Annotated in this window: 17 protein-coding genes; 4 read left to right on the top strand and 13 right to left on the bottom strand. The window is 37.6% G+C overall.

Translation table 11 applies throughout. The annotated features are described in order from the left end of the window. Nucleotides 1-4 precede the first annotated feature (4 nt). The 3 genes from ABXT71_RS01650 to ABXT71_RS01640 are packed head-to-tail and all read left to right on the top strand — an operon-like array spanning nt 5 to nt 3,121. Nucleotides 5-601, top strand: a complete 597-nt coding sequence (locus tag ABXT71_RS01650) for a SprT-like domain-containing protein (protein WP_415372066.1) — start codon at nt 5-7, stop codon at nt 599-601. 4 nt (nt 602-605) lie between these two features. Continuing rightward, nucleotides 606-1,691, top strand: coding sequence for a mannose-1-phosphate guanylyltransferase (locus ABXT71_RS01645; RefSeq protein WP_415372065.1), 1,086 nt, complete (start codon nt 606-608; stop codon nt 1,689-1,691). Between the two features lie 5 nt (nt 1,692-1,696). After that, nucleotides 1,697-3,121 carry a DUF389 domain-containing protein gene (locus tag ABXT71_RS01640; protein ID WP_415372064.1) on the top strand — a complete coding sequence of 475 codons (1,425 nt, stop codon included), beginning with the start codon at nt 1,697-1,699 and terminating at the stop codon, nt 3,119-3,121. Between the two features lie 157 nt (nt 3,122-3,278). On the opposite strand, the gene ABXT71_RS01635 is transcribed toward ABXT71_RS01640, so the two are convergent. From ABXT71_RS01635 to gcvP, 8 genes are all read right to left on the bottom strand, one after another. Further along, a complete protein-coding gene (locus ABXT71_RS01635) occupies nt 3,279-4,898 on the bottom strand; it encodes an FG-GAP-like repeat-containing protein (RefSeq protein ID WP_415372063.1) in 1,620 nt (539 codons plus the stop codon). A 70-nt stretch (nt 4,899-4,968) separates the two neighbouring features. Continuing rightward, nucleotides 4,969-5,730, bottom strand: coding sequence for an ABC transporter ATP-binding protein (locus tag ABXT71_RS01630; protein WP_415372062.1), 762 nt, complete (start codon nt 5,728-5,730; stop codon nt 4,969-4,971). Then, a complete protein-coding gene (locus tag ABXT71_RS01625) occupies nt 5,730-6,467 on the bottom strand; it encodes an MlaE family ABC transporter permease (protein WP_415372061.1) in 738 nt (245 codons plus the stop codon). Before ABXT71_RS01625 ends, ABXT71_RS01630 begins: the two co-directional genes overlap by 1 nt. 28 nt (nt 6,468-6,495) lie before the next feature. Further along, a complete protein-coding gene (locus tag ABXT71_RS01620; RefSeq protein ID WP_415372060.1) occupies nt 6,496-7,575 on the bottom strand; it encodes an alkaline phosphatase in 1,080 nt (359 codons plus the stop codon). 72 nt (nt 7,576-7,647) lie between these two features. Continuing rightward, nucleotides 7,648-8,496, bottom strand: coding sequence for a glycosyltransferase family 2 protein (locus ABXT71_RS01615; RefSeq protein ID WP_415372059.1), 849 nt, complete (start codon nt 8,494-8,496; stop codon nt 7,648-7,650). Next, a complete protein-coding gene (locus ABXT71_RS01610; protein WP_415372058.1) occupies nt 8,493-9,017 on the bottom strand; it encodes a methyltransferase domain-containing protein in 525 nt (174 codons plus the stop codon). The genes ABXT71_RS01615 and ABXT71_RS01610 overlap by 4 nt, the downstream gene beginning before the upstream one ends. Nucleotides 9,018-9,036: 19 nt before the next feature. Continuing rightward, the gene (locus ABXT71_RS01605; protein WP_415372057.1) at nt 9,037-10,098 is read right to left on the bottom strand and encodes a 3-oxoacyl-ACP synthase III family protein; all 1,062 of its coding nucleotides are present in this window, start codon (nt 10,096-10,098) and stop codon (nt 9,037-9,039) included. 238 nt (nt 10,099-10,336) lie between these two features. Continuing rightward, the gene (gene gcvP, locus ABXT71_RS01600; protein ID WP_415372056.1) at nt 10,337-13,180 is read right to left on the bottom strand and encodes an aminomethyl-transferring glycine dehydrogenase; all 2,844 of its coding nucleotides are present in this window, start codon (nt 13,178-13,180) and stop codon (nt 10,337-10,339) included. Between the two features lie 392 nt (nt 13,181-13,572). Here gcvP and ABXT71_RS01595 point away from each other — a divergent pair, with 392 nt between their 5' ends. After that, nucleotides 13,573-14,397: a hypothetical protein gene (locus ABXT71_RS01595; protein WP_415372055.1), complete on the top strand. Its 825-nt coding sequence runs from the start codon at nt 13,573-13,575 to the stop codon at nt 14,395-14,397. Nucleotides 14,398-14,620: 223 nt separating this feature from the next. Here the strand turns inward: ABXT71_RS01595 and ABXT71_RS01590 are convergent, their stop codons facing one another. From ABXT71_RS01590 to ABXT71_RS01570, 5 genes are all read right to left on the bottom strand, one after another. Next, on the bottom strand, nt 14,621-15,172 hold the full coding sequence (locus ABXT71_RS01590) for a sigma-70 family RNA polymerase sigma factor (protein ID WP_415372054.1): 552 nt from the start codon (nt 15,170-15,172) through the stop codon (nt 14,621-14,623). A gap of 567 nt (nt 15,173-15,739) precedes the next feature. Further along, complete coding sequence (locus ABXT71_RS01585; RefSeq protein WP_415372053.1) at nt 15,740-16,162, bottom strand: hypothetical protein; 423 nt, start codon at nt 16,160-16,162, stop codon at nt 15,740-15,742. Between the two features lie 47 nt (nt 16,163-16,209). Beyond that, nucleotides 16,210-18,228 carry a M3 family metallopeptidase gene (locus tag ABXT71_RS01580; RefSeq protein ID WP_415372052.1) on the bottom strand — a complete coding sequence of 673 codons (2,019 nt, stop codon included), beginning with the start codon at nt 18,226-18,228 and terminating at the stop codon, nt 16,210-16,212. A gap of 61 nt (nt 18,229-18,289) precedes the next feature. Then, the gene (purE, locus tag ABXT71_RS01575; RefSeq protein WP_415372051.1) at nt 18,290-18,775 is read right to left on the bottom strand and encodes a 5-(carboxyamino)imidazole ribonucleotide mutase; all 486 of its coding nucleotides are present in this window, start codon (nt 18,773-18,775) and stop codon (nt 18,290-18,292) included. 2 nt (nt 18,776-18,777) lie between these two features. Further along, nucleotides 18,778-19,935 carry a 5-(carboxyamino)imidazole ribonucleotide synthase gene (locus ABXT71_RS01570; protein ID WP_415372050.1) on the bottom strand — a complete coding sequence of 386 codons (1,158 nt, stop codon included), beginning with the start codon at nt 19,933-19,935 and terminating at the stop codon, nt 18,778-18,780. Between the last annotated feature and the right edge of the window lie 70 nt (nt 19,936-20,005).

Here is a 20,005-nt window from a genome sequence, read left to right as displayed (position 1 = left end):
AAAAATGAAAGAAGTACTTCAGAAATATATTCCGGAGGCAGCAGTTTCATCTGTTATGGAACTTATACAAGATAACAATGTACACCTCAAGATCGTAAATGAGCGTGTGACGAGACACGGTGATTATAGAAAAAACATAGATGGTACCCATCAAATCACAGTCAATACCACTTTAAATACCTACCGTTTTTTTATAACATTAATTCATGAGATATCGCATTTAGTGGCGTTTCAGAAATATGGGCGCGCTATTAAACCGCACGGGAAAGAATGGAAGTTCACGTTTCAACAATTAATGTTGCCATATATCAATCCTAGTATATTTCCGCAGCAATTATTGCCGCTTATCGCCTTGCACTTTAAAAATCCCAAAGCATCGAGTGACACAGATGCACGATTGTCTCTCGCTTTAAAGCAATATGACCCGCCAAACGATAAAAACTATATCTTTGAAATACCTGCTGGCGGTAGTTTTAGGCTCTATAATGGTAAAATATTCAGACGTGGTAACAAAAGAGTGAAGCGTTATGAGTGTGTAGAAATCGCAACAGGAAGAGTGTATTTATTTAACCCAAATGCAGAAGTAGAATTTTTAAGATAGAATTATGGATATAAATAACTACGCAGTAATAATGGCAGGTGGCATTGGGTCTAGATTCTGGCCCATGAGTACAACAGAATTCCCTAAGCAATTTATTGATATGTTGGGAACAGGTAAATCGCTGTTGCAGCAGACGTTTTCTAGAATTACCAAATTTATTCCAGAAGAAAATATCCTCATTCTAACAAATGATCGCTACAGAGACTTAGTGTTAGATCAGCTCCCAACACTTACCGAAGCACAACTAGTCCTTGAGCCCGCTATGCGCAACACATCACCTTGTATATTGTTAGCGGCGTTGAAGATAAAGAAGTGGAATCCTGATGCAAAAATGCTAGTAGCACCAAGTGATCACTGGATCGAAGATGAAGCAGCATTTACAAAAGATGTGATGACATGCTTTAAAGCTATAGACAGTACAAATAGATTAATTACCCTAGGGATCACCCCCACTTTTCCTAATACAGGATATGGATATATAGAAGTAGGAAATGAAGTTTCTGCGGAAACGTCCTTGTGCAAGGTGACTCAGTTTAGAGAAAAACCAAATTATGATACCGCTAAAAAGTTTATTGCTCAAGGTAATTTTCTTTGGAATGCAGGTATTTTTGCTTGGAGTGTTTCAGGGATAGTAGCCGCTTTTGAGGATCACCTTCCAGAAATGTTGACGCTCTTTAATCAAGGAGTTCCTGCATTGAATGCTAAAGGAGAAGCCACTTTCGTTTCTGAGAATTATGGTAAGGCAGAAAATATATCAATTGACTTCGGGATCTTAGAAAAATCTAAAGATGTCTTTGTGATTAAGGCAAACTTCGACTGGAATGACCTTGGAACTTGGGGAGCTCTGCACGATAAGATGACCAATGTTGCTGAAGAGAATGCTGTGGTGCGCGCGATACCGCATTTAAGAGAAGCTACAGGGAATATGATTCTTACTGAAAAGGAAAAACTAGTTGTGGTTGATGGATTAAAAGACTACATCATTGTAGATAAGGAGGAAAGCTTATTAATATTTCCGAAGAAAAAGGAGCAAGAGATAAAACAATTACTTTCTGAGCTTAAAGATAAGTTTGGAGAGAAATATACATAGTCCGTATGCAAGAACATAACGAAGTTAAAGCGGCGCCTAGAGAAGAAGAATTTGAACATACTAAGATAAATGCCTGGGAGTCGATTAAGAAGTTCTTTATAGAACTTTTTGATATTCAGAGTGACACAGATCGGGACGCTACGGTTGCAGCTGTCAAAAAGGATATTTCTTTTAAAGGGCATACCGCTTGGATTCTCATTTTTTCCATTTTTATTGCCTCTATTGGTCTTAATGTGTCGAGTACTGCTGTAGTTATTGGTGCGATGCTTATCTCTCCGCTAATGGGGCCTATTGTCGGTATTGGTCTATCACTTGCTATAAATGATATAGAGACAATGAAACGCTCTTTTATCAATCTAGGGGTGATGGTGGTGTTAAGTGTTATGACAGCAACGCTATATTTTTGGTTGTCTCCGTTGACCGAAGAAACCGCCGAGCTAGTGGCTAGAACTGCGCCAAACATACTTGATGTGCTCGTGGCTATTTTTGGTGGATTGGGTCTTATAGTTGCAAAGACAAAAAGCGGAACGATTGCTAGTGTTATTTTTGGGGTTGCGATTGCAACCGCCTTAATGCCGCCTTTGTGTACAGTAGGATACGGTCTTGCGGTTGGAAATTTAGGCTATGCGGGTGGGGCACTGTTCCTTTTCTCAATAAATGCAGTATTCATTGCGCTTGCTACTTTTTTAGTAGCAAAAATACTTCGGTTTCCTATGGTACGGTATGCAAATACCAAGAGAAGAAAAATGATAACACGTCTGGTGTCTTTAGTAGCGATTATTGTAATTGTTCCTAGTGTTTATTTTTTCATTAAGTTACTTGATGAACAGGTGTTTACAAATAAAATAAAAGAGTTTGTAAAGACAGAACTCAAATATGAAGGTGCCGAGATTGTAAAATTTTCACAAGATTATAAGGCTAAGAATATCGAGGTATATTTGATAGGAAAGCCAGTACCACAAAACGTCATTGATGTTTGGGTTTCAAAAATAAAGGAGATAGAAAAAATACAAGACGTTAATTTGCGTATTTACCAAGGTACAGACAACTCTAACGAACTAGCTGCACAAATATCTGGCGATTTAAAAGCAGATATTTTAAGCGAACTCTATATTAACAATGAACAGAAAATAAGAGATAAGACAGAGCGCATTTCTTTTTTAGAAAATGAAATTGCAAAGCTTGCTGTGTCTCGAGAAGATATTCCTTTTGCAGATGTAAGTGCTGAACTTAAAGTGTCTTACGAAGACTTAGAGAGCATTGGGTACGCTCGTAGAATACAGAATAACTTCAAAGTGATAGATACGATATCTGTTTTTACTATGACCTGGAATAATAAGATAAGATCTAGAGCTAAGGCTGCAAATAATGAAAAGATAGCGGCACTATTAAAAGTGAGGTTAAAGCTAGATACTTTGAAGGTAGAGTAATAACTAAACAAACATCCTGCACTCCAGGCATTATGGAATTTGGTTTTTTACTCCTTAGATAAGAGGCGTAGTTCGATAAAAAATAGAAGGCTCGGTCTTCTTAAAACTTAAAAAGGGTGCTCATCGAGCACCCTTTTTAATGACATATGATTGTCAATTATTTTTTAACAAACTTGTAGTTTACTGCTTTGTTCTCCACCATTAGCTGAACAAAATATGCTCCAGCATTTAAGGTAGAAACATTGATGTCTCTATTTTGAGAGATCACAGTATTAAGTACTACTCTTCCGTTCGTATCTATAACTGTAACAGGTGTGTTTTGTAATCCATCCAATGAGAAGTTAAGAACATCTGCAGTAGGATTAGGGAATACTGTAATACCTTCTGTTTCAAAAGTGGTATTGCCTAGAACAACTCCTTCTCCTTCAAGAATTACATTCATTGTATTCACGTCAAGTCCTTCTATTTCTTCAGAAAGTCCGTTTGGCCAGTGTATTGTAGCTGACTCAATAGTCTCATCTGTTCCAAGACCAAAATGAGCTGTTAATGAGCTCATATGACTAAACCCTTGTCCAGATCTAATCTCTCTCATTTGTGTGCCTAAATCACTTACAATTACAACTCTTGCTCCTATACCGTGAATGTTACTTTCTACACCTTGTAAAGAAATTTTAATATAGTTGTTAGTTCCGCCATCGTTGATGTATAAGTTTCCATCATTAGCAACGTCTAAGTATCCATCATTATTCAAATCTGAAATTGCACCTTCATCAAAAGGTAAGTTGATGCCAGTAAACGTTAAATCACCATTGTTGATGTATAATTCTCTAGCCATTTCAGAAAAAATGTCTACATACCCATCATTGTTAAAATCTCCTGCTTGATTTTCCCAAGCACCAAGATCTGTAGGGTTTATTCCTGTAGAACCAATGATATCTGTAAAGTTTCCCGTACCATCATTTAACATAAATCTGTTTGCGAAATCGTGATTCACAATGAATGCATCAAAATCACCATCGTTGTCAAAATCTTCAAAAACTGTAGACCAAGATTGTGCGTTATCACGCATCCCAATGTCAAGTGCGTTTTCTGTAAACGTGCCATTACCATTGTTTGTGTACATTGCATTGTCTCTGTTTTCATTTCCAGGTTCAGCTCCACCACGGCACTTTGTTAAATACATATCTTGATCTCCATCATTGTCATAATCTACCCAGATAGCTGCATAGTTGCCAGGACGGTCAAGTGTATTAATTAATGATTGATCTTCAGTCATATTTCCATTACCATCATTACGGTAAGGGTGACTTAAATCTACATCGTGGCATACAAAGGCATCTAAATCTCCATCAAGATCAATATCTGCTACTGTAGTTCTTTGAGAGAATATATAATCTGTGTGTGATGCGTCTTCTGTATAGCTGGTGCCATCTGCACTAGCAAACAAGAATGATACTCTCTGTCCGTTACCTAAAACAAAATCCATAAACCCATCTTCATTAAAATCTCCAGCTGCAACACTCCAATTGGGGTCGTTTTGAATACTCATTGGTCTCCATGTAGAATTAAAGGTTCCATCTGCTTGTTGATAATCGATACCAATACCATCATTTGATAGTCTCACATAATCATCGAGACCATCATTATCAACATCAACAGCAACTTCTGAAGTGTCATTATAATTACCAATCATTCCACTTTGGTTCGTGAAAGAAACTTGAGCCATTATCGTGGTCGAACAAACGATAACTGCTATTAGAAGTATACTTTTTTTCATTTTACTTTTTTTTTATTGAAGCCCAATTTAACTATAAAATTATTGATACCGAAAGGATTGGGTTGATATGTTAGCTGTTAAGCTGTATTTCCCTGATTTTTTTGAACAAATCTGACGAATACACAAAGTCTGTAACGTCTTTATTGTCCGTTCGAAAAATTTCTTCGTTAGTACCTTTCCAAACTAACAATCCATTCTTTAAAAAGTTAATCTGTTCCCCTATCTCCATTACAGAGTTCATGTCATGAGTAACAACTACGGTTGTAATATTAAATTCGTGTGTGATTTCTTGAATAAGATTATCGATAACCGTCGCAGTTTTAGGGTCAAGACCAGAGTTGGGTTCATCACAAAATAAATATTTAGGTTTATTTACGATGGCCCGGGCAATAGAAACTCTTTTTTGCATGCCGCCAGAAATTTCTGCTGGGTACTTCTTGCCAGAATCCTCTAGGTTAACACGCTCAAGTACATTGTATACGCGCTCCATCATTTCACTCTTAGATTGGTTTGTAAACATTCTAAGTGGGAACATCACATTTTCTTCTATGGTCATAGAGTCAAACAATGCACCACCCTGAAATAACATCCCTATTTCTTCTCTGAGTTCGCGTTGCTGGTCATCATTCATGTCTTGTATGGCCTTGTCTTCATAGTGTATGCGGCCTTCTTCAGGTGTAAATAAGCCCAATAGGCATTTGAGCAGAACGCTTTTTCCGCTTCCACTCTGACCTATGATAAGGTTTGTTTTTCCTTTTTCGAAGGTGGTAGAAATCCCTTTTAAGATTTCTTCATCTCCAAATCTTTTTTTAACATCTTTTACGACTATCATTAGCTTAATAAGAGTTGAGTTACTACATAATTTGAGAGTATGATCAGTACACTCGTCCATACGAAAGAGTTTGTACTCGCTTTTCCTACTTCAAGAGCGCCACCTTTCATATAATAACCTTGCCAAGAAGGTACTGTTGCGATTATAAATGCAAAAACAAAGGTTTTTAAGAATGCATACACCAGATGAAAAGGTTCAAAACTATCTTGTATACCTATGGCATAATCTGTTGCACTTGTAAAGCCGCCATAAACGCCTGCTACAAAGCCTCCTATTATCCCTATAAACATGGCGAGCGCTATGACAAGTGGGTAAAACATCATGGCTACTATCTTCGGAAATACTAAATAATTAAGAGAGTTAATCCCCATTACTTCTATAGCATCTATCTGCTCGGTCACACGCATCGATCCAATACTTGAGGTTATAAATGACCCTACTTTACCCGCTATAATAATCGAAATAAAAGTAGGTGCAAATTCTAGAATAATAGATTGTCTCGTGGCAAAACCTATTATAGATTTTGGAATTAATGGATTGTCTAAATTGATAGCTGTTTGCAATGCAATCACACCCCCCACAAAAAATGAAATAAAAGCAACAATTCCTAAACTGCCTATAACGAGGTCGTCTATTTCCTTAAAAATGAGTTCGCGTAATACGGATCCTTTAGTAAAACCCCCAAAGACTTTTTTTAACATTAAAAAATAAGAACCAACGTCTCTTATGTATTTCATACTTTATATAAAGTGCTTTTATTGAAAGCTAGTTTTTCTTCTTAATTAGAGAAGATACCATTTTTGTATAAATCTCAGTATTCTCGTAGATGCCTGCAAATTTTTGCGCTCCTGGTCCCTTAGCAAATACTGGTATCATAGTGGCACTATGTCCACCTGTTGAGAAAATCATTTTTATCTTATTATAATCTGTACCATCTGCTGCGAGCGTAAAACCTCCTGTCTCGTGATCTGCTGTCACAATAACTAGAGTGTTTTTGTTCTTTTTTGCGAAGGCAAGTGCTACTCCAACAGTTTTGTCAAAATCTAATAATTCGCTTACGAGGTATTCGGCATCATTTGCGTGACCTCCCCAGTCTATTTGAGAGCCTTCTACCATTAAGAAAAATCCTTTTTTATTTTTTGATAAGTGTTTTAAGGCAAGGGCGGTAGCGTCTGGTAAAAAATCTCCACGACCATCTAGCATTTTTGGCATCTCATCATCGGCAAGCAGGATAGCTTGCTTTTTTGACGTAGTTGATTTAGGAAGCTTGTCTGTGATGACATCAAATCCTTTTTCTTTTAAAGTTTTCACTAAGTCCTTTCCATCTTCCCTGCGTTCAAAAAACTGTAAACCACCTCCCGCGACGAAGTCTATTTCAGAACTTGGTAAGTAAGTGGCAATTTCAGTATATTTCCGACGCGAATCTACATGTGCAAAAAAGGAGGCTGGCGTGGCATGAACAATAGATGAAGTACTCACTAGTCCTGTTGCCATCCCATTATTAGAAACAAAATCTACAATGTTTTTTAAGGGCTCCCTATTGTCATCCACTCCTATGGCGCCATTGTATGTTTTTTCTCCACAAGCAAAAGCTGTAGCTGCTGCGGCGCTATCTGTTATTAATTCCTGAGATGATGAAGTTTTTATAAGTCCAATAGTATTAAACTCCTCAAAGTTTGAAGTGTTTTCACTATAAAATTGAGCAGCTGTTATCTCACTAAGACCCATTCCATCTCCTATGAGGAGTATGATATTCTTAGGTTGCTCCCCGTTTTTTTGAGCATATGAGATTGTAGAAAATGCAAGAAAACATCCAATTAATATATCTTTAATTCTTATTGACATAGTAGGAAAATAGTTATTTATCAAAAATACAGATTCTGACTTTTGAAAACGTTAATGAAAGGTTATAAGGTGCTAGAAAAGTTTTTTACGAATTCCTTTCTTACGCAAGGTACGCAAAAACTCACCTTCTTCTTGAGAGAGCAAAAAAGGTGCCTTGTTTTTTTTAGCGAGCTTATAGCCACTAATGCATTCAAAATAGTAATAAATAGAGTGTTTTTTAAACGCTAATTTTAAAGCCGCTACCTGAGTTAGAAAGCTCCCATATCGCATACGATAAAAAGCTTCACCTTGTTTTAAGCCAGCTTTTTTAGCATATTTATTACCGGTAGGCTTTAAGTGTTGTACGTGTAGGTTTTCAAGTGTCACAATTTGAAACCCGTGATATTTGGCGATAATTTCATCTATGGTATCCCAGCCCATAGCGCTTTTTAATCCTCCTATTTTGCTGAAACAGGATTTAGTGTACGCTTTTAAAGCACCACGTATATGGTCTTTATTCGTTAGATTCTCTAATGTCCATTCCCCATTTTTCTCTATATAACAAAAGCCTCCTGCCATCCCAATTTTTGATGACTCCTGAAATGTGCCAACAACGGCTTCTAGATAATTTGATGGAAAAATAAGATCTGCGTCATATTTGCAAATAATGTCATACGAATCATCCAGTTGCTGGAGTCCAAAATTAAATGCTTCAATTACCTTACTTCCTGGATTGTGACCCCCAACCGATGGCTTTGTGATACATGAGATGGCTTCATTAGACTCAGAATAGGATTTTAGCACTGCGAGCGTGTCGTCTGTTGAAGAATCATCAACTACTAAAATTTTTGTAGCCTTAAACGATTGATTGAGAAGTGAGTCTAATGTTTTTGAGATATACTTTGCCTCGTTATGAGCTGGTATGATGATGTAGATTTTCATCTTACTCTCTCAGCATATATAAGATAATAACGCGGTGTAAATCTTCTAAGAATTGGACGGATGCCTATTTTTTTAACGGGATTTGTAAACTTTACACTTTTCTTAATCTTCCATCCTGCCTTCTCTAGTAGCCAGTCGAACTGCCAGTCTTCAAATTCATGATAGTGTCGGTCTCTTGCATCTTCTTTGTTTTGATACGCAGATGCAAACCATAATTTTAAGGGTACCGAGGCTACGATTTTATTGGCTTTAATGTCTTGCAGTACATTGAAGGGAGAAACTAAGTGTTCAAATATTTCGAAAGCAGTGATTACATCATATGCGTTATTTTTTACTGCTTCGGTATCTATATCAAGATCTTCGCCTGTCGTATTTGTAGTGGTATATCCTTCGTTTCTTAAAATTTCAGAAAACGGATTTAAAACCCCAAGATCAAGAATTTTTGCATCCTTTGTGATTACTTCATTTAAGAAGTCTAAAGTGATGTTGTATCTTTTTTTTGGAAAGGTGTTTTTGTACATCGTTAAGCATTCGTGGTTTCTACACTCTATATAAGATAGCATTAATATTCATGCCAGCACCAACGCTGGCAAACATTATGAGGTCTCCTTTGTTTACTTGGTGGTTTTCTAATTTGCCTTGTAAAACCATATCATACAAAGTAGGTACAGTAGCAACGCTTGAGTTACCAAGCTTATTAATACTCATAGGCATAATAAAAGCTGGTGCTTCCATGTCGTATAACTTATAGAACCGTTTGATAATAGCTTCATCCATTTTTTCGTTTGCTTGATGTATGAAAACTTTTTTAAGCTCACTTATGTCAAGACCGCTTTCGTCCATAGTGGCCTTCATAGCTTGCGGAACTTTAATCAAAGCAAAATTGTAAATCTTACGACCGTGCATTTTAATGTAACGACGGCTGTTTGTCACTTCTTGGTTGTTTGATTCTCCAAAAAAGATAAAGTGTGCCTCGTCATAGGTATGAGTTGCGCTCTTGTGAGTAAGGAATCCTAATTGTTTGTCTTCATTAGCTTCTACGATTGTTGCTCCAGCACCATCACTGTAAATCATAGAATCTCTGTCGTGCGGGTCTACTACTCTAGATAAGGCTTCTGCACCTATGACTAGACAGCGTTTAGCCATTCCTGCTTTGATAAATGCGTGTGCTTGGATCATTCCTTCCACCCAACCTGGGCAACCAAAAAGAATGTCGTACCCAACACAATATGGATTTTGAATTCTAAGTTTATGTTTTATCCGTGAGGCAAGACTTGGTACCGTATCACTCTGCGAGTCACCGTGCTTTACATCCCCATAATTTTGGGCAACGATAATATAGTCTAATGACTCTTTATCAATACCTGCATTTGCTATTGCGCGTTCTGCAGCAATCACTGCAATATCAGACGTGACAAGTTCATCCTTGATATAGCGTCTTTCAGCGATACCAGTAATGGCTTTAAATTTTTCAATAATAACCTCGTTCTCGTGTGAAAAGGTTGTTCCGTCAGCATTAAAAAAATCGTTCTCGCCAAAATCTTCATTCTTAGCGACGATCTCGGGAATATAACTTCCTACTCCTATAATTTTCGTACCCATAATTGTAAAAAATTTCGGCTAAAATACATAAAACAGTTTTGGAAACAAGCGATTAGCTGCCTATTTGTGACTGTTTTTGGTTATTCAAGCGATTTACTTGCTGAAATATTAATTCCTCAACTTTAAGTCTTTTTTTTGACAATGGCAATAAGCTTATTTAAAAGTGATCAAGCAATAATCACGTGTTTTAAGGTTTGTCAATTAAAAAATTCTTAAAATTTCCGAAGTGACTCTAGTGCTACATATACGCCTCAATAGGCTCACAAGTACAGATTAAATTTCTGTCACCAAAAGCATCGTCCACACGACGTACTGCGGGCCAGAATTTGTTATCACTGATATATTCCAACGGAAATGCTGCTTGCTGGCGCGTGTATGGGAAATCCCAAGTATCGCTCGTAAGCATTGCTTGTGTATGTGGCGCGTTCTTAAGCACGTTATTAGTCGCGTCTCTGTCTGTCGCGTCAATCTCTTTTCTAATAGAAATCATCGCGTCACAAAAACGATCTAATTCTTGTTTACTCTCACTTTCTGTTGGTTCTATCATCATCGTTCCAGCTACGGGAAAAGAGACGGTAGGAGCGTGAAAACCATAATCCATCAATCGCTTGGCGATATCTGTCACTTCTATACCTTGGTCTTTAAATGGTCTACAGTCAATAATCATCTCATGGGCTGCGCGTCCTCTCTCTCCAGAGTATAAAGTCTCATAGTGCCCTGTTAAACGTTCTTTGATATAGTTAGCGTTTAGGATGGCGTACTGTGTAGATTTTTTAAGTCCGTTTTCTCCTAGCATACAGATATATGCATAACTTATTAAACAGGCCAATGCGCTTCCCCAAGGTGCTGCAGAGATCGCTGTAATGGCAAGCTCACCACCGGTTTCAATTATTGGATTAGAAGGTAAAAATGGCACTAATTGTTTTGCAACACAAATTGGGCCTACTCCAGGACCACCGCCTCCGTGAGGGATGGCAAATGTTTTATGCAGGTTCAAGTGACATACATCTGCGCCAATAGCTCCAGGATTTGTAAGTGCAACTTGCGCATTCATGTTTGCGCCATCCATATATACTTGACCTCCAAACTCATGAATCAAACCTGTGATTTCTCTAATGGCATATTCATATACTCCGTGGGTAGATGGATATGTAACCATCAATGCCGCCAGGTTGTCTTTATGTTCCTCTGCTTTTGCTCGTAAATCGTCTACATCTATATTCCCTTCAATTGTGGCCTTTGTTACTACTACCTTCATTCCAGCCATTATAGCACTTGCAGGATTTGTACCGTGCGCGGAAGATGGTATTAAACAAATGTTTCTATGGTGGTCTCCTCTAGATTCATGATATGCTTTAATTACCATTAGTCCAGCATATTCTCCTTGAGCACCACTATTAGGCTGTAACGAGGTACCTGAAAATCCGGTAATTTCTGTAAGTTGTTCTTCCAGCTTTTTCAACATAAATTGATACCCGCCTGCTTGCTCAATAGGAACAAAGGGGTGCATATTACCCCACATAGGATCACTCAGTGGGAGCATTTCTGCTGCGGCATTTAGCTTCATTGTACAAGAGCCAAGCGCAATCATTGAGTGGGTAAGAGAAAGATCTCTACGTTCCAGCTTCTTGATGTAGCGCATCAGTTCTGTTTCGCTATGGTAACTATTAAAGACTTCATTAGTTAAAAAATCTGTCCGTCTTTCAATGCTATTTGGGATGGCATTCCCTTCTATTAATTCTTTTACATAAAAACGATCTTTACTAGCCGCTTCTGCAAATACTCCAATAATCTTATTTATATCGTAAAGTGTCGTTGTTTCATTTATTGAAATTGAAGCCGTTTGTTCATCGCTGTAATAAAAATTTATTCCTTCAGATTCTGCTCTAAACTTTATTTTTGAAATGTCTGTTTTAATTGAAATCGTATCAAAATAAGTTTCATTAGCTTGATAATAACCTAGCCTTTCTAGAGCATCAGCAAGTGTAGCAGCTGTATTATGAACCTTATCTGCAACATATTTTAAACCATCTGGTCCGTGATATACTGCGTACATTCCTGCCATAACTGCCAGTAAAACTTGTGCGGTACAAATGTTGCTTGTTGCTTTATCACGCTTTATGTGTTGCTCGCGTGTTTGAAGCGCCATACGTAAAGCACGGTTGTCGTCTATGTCTTTTGTAACTCCGATTATTCTTCCAGGGATGCTTCTTTTATAGGCTTTCTTTGTTGCAAAAAATGCTGCGTGTGGTCCACCGTATCCCAATGGAATTCCAAAACGTTGCGTCGTACCTACTACTACATCTACTCCGAAATTTCCAGGGGCTTCCAGCTTCACTAAGCTCAAAATGTCTGCGGCTACGGCTACTTTAATACCTGCGTTATTAGCAGTGCTTACAAAAGATTTATAATCAAAAACCTTTCCGCTAGTTCCAGGATACTGAAGTATAGCACCAAAAAACTCTGATGAAAAATCAAATGTTTCGTGATCTCCTACGATCAGTTCTATACCAATAGGAGTAGATCTCGTCTCTAGTAAGGATAGTGTTTGCGGTAAGATTTCTTCAGAAACAAAAAATTTATTTGCTCCTCTCTTTTTTTGGTCACGCTCTCGTACGGCAAAAAGTAAAGACATAGCTTCTGCAGCTGCAGTGCTTTCGTCAAGTAATGACGCATTAGCAAGCTCCATTCCCGTGAGGTCTGTCACCATGGTTTGAAAATTAAGTAAAGCTTCTAGTCTCCCTTGCGCAATTTCTGCTTGATACGGAGTATAAGCAGTGTACCATCCCGGATTTTCTAAAATATTACGCTGTATTACTGGAGGAGTAATCGCTTGGTGATATCCAAGGCCTATGTAGGTTTTAAACACTTGATTTTTAGCAGAAAGCTCTGTGATGTGTTCCAAATATTCTTGCTCGCTCATTGCATCATCAAGGTTGATGTCCTTTTTGAGTAGAATGTCGTTAGGGATAGTTTCTAAAATAAGATGCTCCATGGAGTCTACTCCTACGGTTTGTAACATGCCTTCAAGGTCTGCCTTTCGTGGGCCTATGTGTCTGTAAGCAAAAGAATCTGTCTTCATATGATAGCTGTGGGTTACCACTTTAATTAGATTGTATTTCAGTGAAATTAAGATAGGTTTTACTACCCTAAAATAGTTAGACAAAAATACAACATAAACTGTAATTTTTAAAGGAGTTTGTAGGTAGTGCTAAATAACTTTTCAACTACTTATATTTGTTTTATTTATATTGGATATGTGTCGTTTTAGATCGCTAGATTCTGATTACACGCACGCTATCTTATCACGTATCGATTCTTTCACAGGACGACTGCACATTAATTACTAACAATAATCTACCATATTACTTCGGAAATTTGAAAGACATCCTTAAGGAGTTATAAGGATTAAAAACCTTGCTTTATTACCTGCCTAACTTATATTTTCATTATTTGTTTCCTTAGATTTACATAATGAAATTCCTCAAGGTCTTATTTGCTTTTTATATTAATAGTAGTGTTCACGTTGCTCTTGTAGTAACTGCGCTTGTGGGATTAACGCAATTAAGCACAGGGCTAGAGATATCTTGGATGATTTATGCCTTTGTTTTTTTAGGAACCATCACTGGATATAACTTCGTCAAATATGCAAAAGTAGCGGGTCTACATCACAGAAGTCTGGCTAAGAGTTTAAAAGCCATACAGGTTTTTTCTGCTCTTTGTGCCGCATTATTAGTTCTGGTATTGTGGCAATCACCATTACAAATCTTAATTTATGCTACCGGGTTTGGGCTTTTAATATTTTTATATGCCGTTCCTTTTATGGCAGGATATAATTTAAGAAGCGTAGGAGGTCTAAAAGTATTTATTGTCGCAACAGTGTGGGCAGGAATCACCGTCATCATACCAATTGTTTGGGAAGAAGAATCGCTAGACGCAACTATTTGGTTGCTTTTTTTACAGCGATTCGTGCTCGTTGTCGTATGGATATTACCTTTTGAGATACGAGATATGCGATATGATTCATTTTCTCTAGGTACAATGCCACAAAGACTAGGTGTCAATAGAACTAAAGCAGTCGGTGTTGTGTTACTTGGGCTTGCCTTATTGTGTGAGTTTTATCTAAGTAATGGTGCCTTCTGGAAAATTTATGCAGCGGTAATTATGATAGTTCTTTCAGGTGTTATGCTTGTAAGAGCTGGTAAGAGACAAGGTCAATATTATGCTTCTTTCTGGGTGGAGAGTATTCCTATATGGTGGCTAATGGTTACTTATTTCTTTTTGCAACTTAGTTTTTAAAATTTCCTTGTCAGCCTTAGGCATTGTCGTAAGCTTAGCTTCGTTTATTGCGCGGGTGAGTTTAGTGTTTTCCACAGATTTACCTTTACATAACTTGCATATAATTAAGTGGATATTAAGACGAAAACGCTCCTTAGTCGAGGCTTCATTGTATTGTGCTTTATCGCAATATTGTGCAGATTTGTTACAATCAATCATAAGTAGCATTAGCAACTTCTCCATACTAGAACCAGTTTTTTTCAAGGCAATGAGCCAGCGATGTTCGCGCTCTATGGATAATCACCCAGAGGTTAGACGGAGTAATACTAAATTCATTACAGATGGCTTCTGTGTCAAAATTATCAATGGTTTTCATCTTGAAAATTGCCGCTTGTTTTTCAGGAAGAAGGTCAATACAATCATAAATAGCATCGCCTAGTTCAGAGTTTTCTATAGTATCTTCTGCTGTTTTGTACGAAGGATCTTTAACTCGCTCTTCTAACCAATCTCCATCAGAATCTTCGCCAGAATACTGCATTCGCACCTCGGCTTTCCCTTTGTTACTGTTGGTTTTGCGATAATGATCGATAATTTTTCTTTTCAAAATAGAAATAAGCCAGGTGCGTTCGCTGGCTTCTCCTTTAAAGTTTTTAGCAGATTTAAGACCTGCTAAAAAGGTTTCAGAAATAAGATCTTGAGCAACCTCATGATCATTCACGCGCACAATCGTGTAGTTGTATAGATAATCGCTGTAGCGATCTACCCAATTTGTGGCATCGATGAGTTGGTTTGTCATATCAATTTCAAAAATAAGAAAGAATAGTATAGGTTATAAGAGATGTCATCATTAATATTTATAGATTGAGAGGACAAATGATATAGCCTTAGGTTGAATATGAATTTCAAAAAATATTCGCAAAGAATAATAAAGAAGAGATGATCTCAAAAAAAAGGAACAACAAATTCATTCCATTTCCTCTCCATGTTAAAAGCTTTTTTTGGGGATATCGTGCATAGGATAATATGCAAATTGTATTGTAGTTTTTCCTGCCTAATATCGAGCAATAGCACCAATAATTACGATTGCAAGATTACTCTCGTTTTTTAAATCTGCAGGGATTAGAGTTGCTATTAATCCAAAACTAAAATTTATTCCTTGAATATATTTACCCTATTCCACATAATATGATACTTAATATAGGGTATGTTTATCTTAATGACTTATTTATCAAATTAATATTGTGAATTAATTTTCTTCAACTATTTCTTACACGTATTGAACATTATATGTTGTTGTCTTATTAAGTGTGGGTAGATTGTTTGTGAGGGATGAAAACCAACAGTAATCTTAGTTATATTTAACTTAATCCTCTATTAAACGTAAATATGTAAGGGTAATATTCCCTTTTTCAAACTCCATTATAAGGGTGTTTTCATTAAGAGTCAGTATGTAATAACATTCTGAATAATTCCCCGAAGTGTTAATATACCTAAAAGCAGCTGTCGATGTTGCCTTGGCCTCATTCTTACAGTTTGTGCTAAGAGCGTACGGCACGCCTTTCAGTGCAATAACACCCTGATATTTATTAGTGGTGGTATTCTCTTCAAAAACGATCACGCTCTCAGGGTCTAACTCATTGGACCACGATCCTTGAATTAAACCATGCACACGCGCATACGAAGTAAAAGTATTTTCCCCGGAAACGATCTCCATTGGAGCTTCTGTCTTGATGTCTTTACAAGAATAAAAAGCTGATAGCGTAATAACAAGTAATAAGTACTTCATAATGAAACATGGTTTAACACGTGTTTTTTATTTTTACCTAACGCCATTTACTTCAAAAGTCCAGCACGTTCCAAAAGCGCATCAGGATTTGGTTCTTGACCTCTAAAGGCTTTGTATAAATCCATAGGTTCAACGGTGCCTCCTTGTGAGAGCACGGTTTCTTTAAAACGAGTCGCCACTGTTTTGTTGAAAATTCCTTCTTGCTTGAAATAAGCAAAGGCATCTGCGTCTAATACTTCTGCCCATTTATAACTATAATATCCTGCGCTATATCCTCCTTGAAAAATATGCGAAAAAGCAGTACTCATGCACGTCTGTGAAGTTTCAGGATACAAAGCGCTATCGCCAAAAGCGTTTGTCTCAAATTGCTTTACTTTGGAAATATGAGAAAGGTTACTCCCGTGCCAAGACATATCTAATAAGCCAAAACTCAACTGACGCATGGTTTGCATGCCCTCGTGAAATGTGGCTGAATCTTTAATTTTGTTCACCAATTCCATTGGGATCACTTCACCGGTTTCATAATGCGTAGCAAAAAGTTCGAGTGTTTCTTTCTCATAACACCAGTTCTCTAATATCTGGCTCGGTAACTCTACAAAATCCCAAGAGACGTTTGTTCCAGATAAGCCATTGTAAGTGGTGTTTGCAAGCATCCCGTGTAATCCATGTCCAAACTCATGAAACAGGGTGGTTACTTCATTAAAGGTTAATAATGATGGCTTGCTTATTGTTGGCTTGGTAAAGTTACACACGTTAGAAATATGCGGACGATCATCAATTTCGTGAAATTTCTGCTGTGGTTTAAAACTGGTCATCCAAGCGCCACCACGTTTTCCTGGTCGCGGGTGAAAGTCTGCATAAAATATGGAAACCAGAACTCCTTCTGCATCTGTGACACGATAGGTCTTTACGTCTTCGTGATATTTGTCAATCGTAGGGTCTATTTCAAACTGAAGTCCAAATAATTTATTGGCTACTGTAAAAACACCTTGAATAACATTTTCAAGTTTGAAGTATGGCTTAAGCTTTTCATCATCTAAACTAAATTTTTGTTGTTTTAACTTTTCGGCATAAAAAGCACCGTCCCATTTTTGCAATTGGTCAATAGTGTCTAACTCTTTTGCAAAGGCTTCAAGCTCATCAAACTCTTTTTGAGCTGCGGGCTTGGCCTTAATCATAAGTTCTTTTAAGAATGACAATACTTTTTTGGGCGTTTCTGCCATACGCTCTTCGAGCACAAAATGTGCGTGACTTTCGTAGCCTAGTAAAGCAGCGCGTTGATGACGTAAAGTTACTATCTGTAATACGTTCTGCTCATTATTGTATTCGTTTTTCTGAAATGCTCTCGCACCAAATGCGAGTGATAAGTTTTTGCGCAACTCCCTGTTTTCAGCATATTTCATAAAGGGAATATAGCTAGGGTAATCTAGCGTAAAAACCCATCCTTTAAGTTCCTTCTCGGCAGCGGTTTGCGCAGCGGCTTCCTTAACGCCTTCAGGCAAACCCGCGAGATCGCTTTCTTGAGTAAGGTGCATTTGGAACGCATTTGTTTCCGCCAGCACATTTTCGCCGAAGGTCAATTTTAATTTTGCAAGGTCAGCGTCTATTTTGCGCAGTTTATTTTTATCGTCTTCAGAAAGGTTTGCGCCATTTCTGCTAAATCCTTTGTATTGTTTGTCGAGCAGCATTTTTTGCTCTGCGGTTAACTCATAGGACGCACTGGCATCAAACACAGTCTTAACTTTTTTAAACAAGGCTTCGTTTAAAAGCAGGTCATTCCCAAGTTCAGTTAGTAAAGGCGAAACCTCCTGTGCAATTTTCTGAATCTCATCATTGGTCTCTGCACTATTCAGGTTGAAGAAAATACTAGTGACTCTGTCTAGTTGTTGTCCTGTATTTTCAAGTGCTTCTACCGTATTAATAAATGTAGGAGCATCGGTATTTTCAACAATGGCGTTTACTTCTTCTTTCGTGTCTGCAATTAATTGCTTGATAGCAGGAGCGAAGTGCTCATTTTTAATTTTTGAGAATGGCGCTAGGTCAAATTTCTTAAGTAATGGGTTCATTTAAATATAAAATTTTAAATATAAAATTGAAAAAAGTAAGAGTCCGAGTTTAATAGTTGTTTTACATTTTTAACTTTTTCGCTCCTTCTTCCACTTTTATTTTCAATCCTTCCTTGTAGGCGATTACTTTGTCAAGGACACATTTGTCAGCAGTGCTTATTATTTGTGCAGCGAGGATGCCAGCATTTTTAGCGCCGTTTAAAGCTACGGTTGCTACGGGAACGCCACCAGGCATTTGTAATATAGATAGTACAGAGTCCCAGCCATCAATGCTGTTGCTTGATTTTACAGGTACGCCAATTACGGGTAAGGGAGACAATGAGGCCACCATTCCTGGTAAATGTGCTGCGCCGCCTGCGCCTGCAATAATTACTTTAATACCACGGGTGTGGGCATTTTTGCTAAAATCAAATAATTTTTCTGGTGTTCTATGGGCAGAGACGATGTCAACTTCAATCTCAATGTCAAAACCTCTTAAGATGTCTATTGCATCTTGCATCACTGGCATATCGCTAGTGCTTCCCATTATTACTGCAACTTTGCTCATATTTATTTACTTATTACTTTAATACTATTTTTCACTTCCTGTGCAATCTCCCTTGCTTTATCAATATCTTCATTTACAATCGTGACGTGTCCCATTTTCCTGAAAGGGCGGGTTTGTTTTTTGCCATAAATATGTGGCGTCACACCATCCATTGCCATAATTTTCTCGATGTTTTTATACATCACTTCGCCGGTATGGCCTTCTGCACCCACGAGGTTGACCATAATACCACCTACTTTGCTATCTGTATTTCCTAATGGGAGATCGAGAATAGCTCTTATTTGTTGTTCAAACTGGTTTGTGTAACTCGCTTCAATGCTGTAGTGACCGCTATTGTGAGGTCTTGGCGCTACTTCATTTACTATTATCTCGTCATCTTCCGTCTGGAACATTTCTACCGCAAGTAATCCTACGTGTTTAAATGCTTCGGAAACTTTAACGGCGATTTCTCTTGCTTTTATTGCTACATTCTCATCTATTCTCGCTGGGCAGATTACATATTCTACTTGGTTTGCTTCTGGATGAAATTCCATTTCTACAACGGGATAGGTTTTTGCTTCTCCCGAAGGGTTGCGAACTACAATCACAGCTAACTCGTTCTTAAAAGGAATTAACTTTTCTGCGATACACGAACCTTCTGTTAGCGGAATCATATCTCCCTCATTCCTTATTACTGAAACGCCAGTGCCATCATAACCACCCGTACAGCTTTTCCAAACAAATGGTAGTGTCACTTCTTTACGAACAATAGCTTCGGTTAAATCAAATTTATCTTTGAAAACTAAAAATGGTGCTGTCGGTATTTTGTGTTGTTTATAGAAGTTTTTTTGAACTCCTTTATCTTGTATGTTTTTTAAAGTTCCAGAAGAGGGGTACACTTTTTTTCCTTCGCTTTCTAGTTTTGCTAAGGCCTCAATGTTGACGCCTTCAATTTCAAAAGTAAGGATATCCACTTTTTTTCCGAAGTTATATACCGTATCATAATCCATTAAATTGCCTTGCTCAAAATAGTCGCAAGAAATTCGCGAAGGTGCCTCTGCACTCGGGTCGAGCACGTGCGTAGTGATGTCAAATTTACGGGTTTCATAGAGCATCATTTTGCCTAATTGACCGCCGCCTAAAATTCCTAGAGTAAAGTTTGAAGAAAAGTAATTTGCCATAGTGCAAATATAATGGATGAAATCGAAAATTAAGACGAAATTGAAGTCGAAGATGATGCAGAAAAGATGG

This window comes from Patiriisocius sp. Uisw_047 (assembly GCF_047730165.1).
Classification (GTDB): domain Bacteria; phylum Bacteroidota; class Bacteroidia; order Flavobacteriales; family Flavobacteriaceae; genus Patiriisocius.
The sequence above is the reverse complement of the archived record's forward strand: the minus strand, read 5'-3'. Positions and strand labels throughout refer to the sequence as shown.

Bases quoted from the DNA above. Each gene is read 5' to 3' on its own strand.
- ABXT71_RS01650 (WP_415372066.1), top strand. From the start codon at position 5: ATGAAAGAAGTACTTCAGAAATATATTCCGGAGGCAGCAGTTTCATCT.
- ABXT71_RS01645 (WP_415372065.1), top strand. From the start codon at position 606: ATGGATATAAATAACTACGCAGTAATAATGGCAGGTGGCATTGGGTCT.
- ABXT71_RS01640 (WP_415372064.1), top strand. From the start codon at position 1,697: ATGCAAGAACATAACGAAGTTAAAGCGGCGCCTAGAGAAGAAGAATTT.
- ABXT71_RS01635 (WP_415372063.1), bottom strand. From the start codon at position 4,898: ATGAAAAAAAGTATACTTCTAATAGCAGTTATCGTTTGTTCGACCACG.
- ABXT71_RS01630 (WP_415372062.1), bottom strand. From the start codon at position 5,730: ATGATAGTCGTAAAAGATGTTAAAAAAAGATTTGGAGATGAAGAAATC.
- ABXT71_RS01625 (WP_415372061.1), bottom strand. From the start codon at position 6,467: ATGAAATACATAAGAGACGTTGGTTCTTATTTTTTAATGTTAAAAAAA.
- ABXT71_RS01620 (WP_415372060.1), bottom strand. From the start codon at position 7,575: ATGTCAATAAGAATTAAAGATATATTAATTGGATGTTTTCTTGCATTT.
- ABXT71_RS01615 (WP_415372059.1), bottom strand. From the start codon at position 8,496: ATGAAAATCTACATCATCATACCAGCTCATAACGAGGCAAAGTATATC.
- ABXT71_RS01610 (WP_415372058.1), bottom strand. From the start codon at position 9,017: ATGTACAAAAACACCTTTCCAAAAAAAAGATACAACATCACTTTAGAC.
- ABXT71_RS01605 (WP_415372057.1), bottom strand. From the start codon at position 10,098: ATGGGTACGAAAATTATAGGAGTAGGAAGTTATATTCCCGAGATCGTC.
- gcvP (WP_415372056.1), bottom strand. From the start codon at position 13,180: ATGAAGACAGATTCTTTTGCTTACAGACACATAGGCCCACGAAAGGCA.
- ABXT71_RS01595 (WP_415372055.1), top strand. From the start codon at position 13,573: ATGAAATTCCTCAAGGTCTTATTTGCTTTTTATATTAATAGTAGTGTT.
- ABXT71_RS01590 (WP_415372054.1), bottom strand. From the start codon at position 15,172: ATGACAAACCAACTCATCGATGCCACAAATTGGGTAGATCGCTACAGC.
- ABXT71_RS01585 (WP_415372053.1), bottom strand. From the start codon at position 16,162: ATGAAGTACTTATTACTTGTTATTACGCTATCAGCTTTTTATTCTTGT.
- ABXT71_RS01580 (WP_415372052.1), bottom strand. From the start codon at position 18,228: ATGAACCCATTACTTAAGAAATTTGACCTAGCGCCATTCTCAAAAATT.
- purE (WP_415372051.1), bottom strand. From the start codon at position 18,775: ATGAGCAAAGTTGCAGTAATAATGGGAAGCACTAGCGATATGCCAGTG.
- ABXT71_RS01570 (WP_415372050.1), bottom strand. From the start codon at position 19,935: ATGGCAAATTACTTTTCTTCAAACTTTACTCTAGGAATTTTAGGCGGC.